Origin of the sequence: Terriglobus sp. YAF25, assembly GCF_052113305.1 — a bacterium.
Taxonomy (GTDB): Bacteria; Acidobacteriota; Terriglobia; order Terriglobales; family Acidobacteriaceae; genus Terriglobus.
In genome coordinates, this window is the sequence record NZ_JBFRCY010000802.1 from 1 (window position 1) to 1,978 (window position 1,978).

General features: G+C 57.4%; 3 protein-coding genes. All 3 read right to left on the bottom strand.

Annotation, left to right across the window (positions count from 1 at the left end; genetic code table 11):
- On the bottom strand, positions 1-563 hold a 563-nt coding region (locus AB4043_RS23890), incomplete at its 3' end, for a TIGR00282 family metallophosphoesterase (protein WP_442308301.1).
- Between the two features lie 65 nt (positions 564-628).
- On the bottom strand, positions 629-1,195 hold the full coding sequence (locus AB4043_RS23895; RefSeq protein WP_442299422.1) for a DUF4272 domain-containing protein: 567 nt from the start codon (positions 1,193-1,195) through the stop codon (positions 629-631).
- Positions 1,196-1,978: amino acid--tRNA ligase-related protein (locus tag AB4043_RS23900; protein ID WP_442308302.1), on the bottom strand; the 783-nt coding region annotated here is incomplete at its 5' end. It abuts the gene before it with no gap.

Below are 1,978 nucleotides of genomic sequence, written 5' to 3' on the forward strand. Positions count from 1 at the left end.
GCTGTCGGGATGTGCGTGTGTGTGCCCAGAACGGCAGTCACCCGGCCGTCCAGATACCAGCCCATGGCGACCTTCTCGCTGGTTGCCTCGGCATGGAAGTCAACAAAAATGACCTTCGCTTGAATATCGCGGAGCAGCATATCGGCTTTACGGAATGGATCGTCGGTCTGTTGCATGAAGACCCGTCCCTGAAGGTTGATGACTGCGTAAGCCTGACCGTCAGGAAGCGCGCCCTCGTAGACACCGAATCCCGGGGTCGCGGGCGAGAAGTTCGCAGGACGGATCACCCGCCGCGCGCGGTCGTGCGAGTAGGACGGGACGGAAGAGACGTACTCGAGGATCTCCTTTTTGTCCCAGAAGTGGTTGCCGGTGGTGATGACCTGGGCGCCCATGTCGAAGATGTCTTCGGCGAGGGCTGGAGTAATGCCGAAGCCTCCGGCGACGTTTTCACCATTCACGATCAGCAGATCGACGGTGTGTGTCTCAAGGAGGTGAGGCAGATGTTCGGTAACAATACGGCGACCGGCTGAGCCGAAGATATCGCCGACAAAAAGAATATTCACACGCTTAAGGATAGTTGGGGGTGGGACTGTTGACTAGGCGTGGTGGGAGAAATCTGCTTCGCGCCCTAGGTGTCAACCTCCATCTCATCCCAGGACAGATTGTCATACCCGATGAGCCAATTGAATGCGTAGTGTCGCTCGTAGATAACACCAGGCTCAATATCGGGAGGCATTGGCTTGCCGTTGATCCTCGCATCCCGGACTTGCCAATGGGCCTGATAGTGCTCTTCACGAACAGTATCGATCTCCTCTTCAGAACGGAGATTCGCGCTTGCTACGAAGGTTCCGAGCGGTTCACCGAACGCGGGGACATGGCGAAGCAACTCCGCAATATCAATTTGCTGGTTCCATGAGGGCAGATCATCCCATTTTCTGATCGCCCAGAGTAAGACAACGAGAGCTTCACTTCGCCACAAGGCGGTGATCCGGTCTTTGTCAGTCTGTGGTTGTGTCAGAAGCAGGTGTTCATTGGGAGAGACTGCGTGCCACAAGCCGTTTTCTTCGATCCACTCACTGAAATGGCCTGGTTCGAAGTCCTTGCTTGCGGCGACGCAGAGAAGCACGATACATCGCTCAGCGATTTGTCTGGCACCTGGTCTTAACCAGGGTACGTTCTCCCAATCTTCTTGCACCTACTCAGCGGACTCCCCATGTTCCTGCTTTTCCGCCTGCTTCTGTTGTGGTCGAAGCAGCGGGAAGAGGATGACGTCACGAATAGAGCGCGAGCCGGTCAGAAGCATGGTCAAGCGATCGATGCCGATGCCTTCACCGCCGGTTGGAGGCAGACCGTAGGCCAGGGCACGGACGTAGTCTTCGTCCATGGCATGGGCCTCTTCATCGCCGCGAGCCTTTTCTTCGAGCTGCATCTCGAAGCGGTGGCGCTGGTCTTCGGGATCGTTCAGCTCGCTGAAGGCGTTACCGACCTCGAAGCCGCCAATGTAGAACTCAAATCGCTCTACCCATTCCGGCTCATCCGGCTTTACCTTGCTGAGCGGCGAAACTGCGAGAGGGAAGTCGTAGATGATGGTGGGCTCGACCAGGTGCTCTTCAGCAATGGTCTCGAAGACGGTCGCGATGGTCTTGCCGAGCGGCTCCTTCGCGTCGTAAGGCAGATCAATGCCGGCCGAGCGGAGTTGCTGCACGAGACCCGCAACGGAGTCGTGCGAAGCAAAGGAGTCCATCGATGGCTTGGCGCCTGCGGCTTCAGGCCAGAAGGTGATGATCGCCTCACGCATGGAAAGGCGCCGCCACTTGGCCAGGTCAACCTCCACCATCTGCCCTGCACGCTTGCCCTTAGGGAGCGGGAAGCGTGCGATGGTGGTTCCGTTCACCTCGTTGGCGACATAGGTGACCAGCTCTTCAGTGATCTGCATCAGGTCCCAGTAGTTTGCGTAGGCCTGGTAGAACTCCAGCAT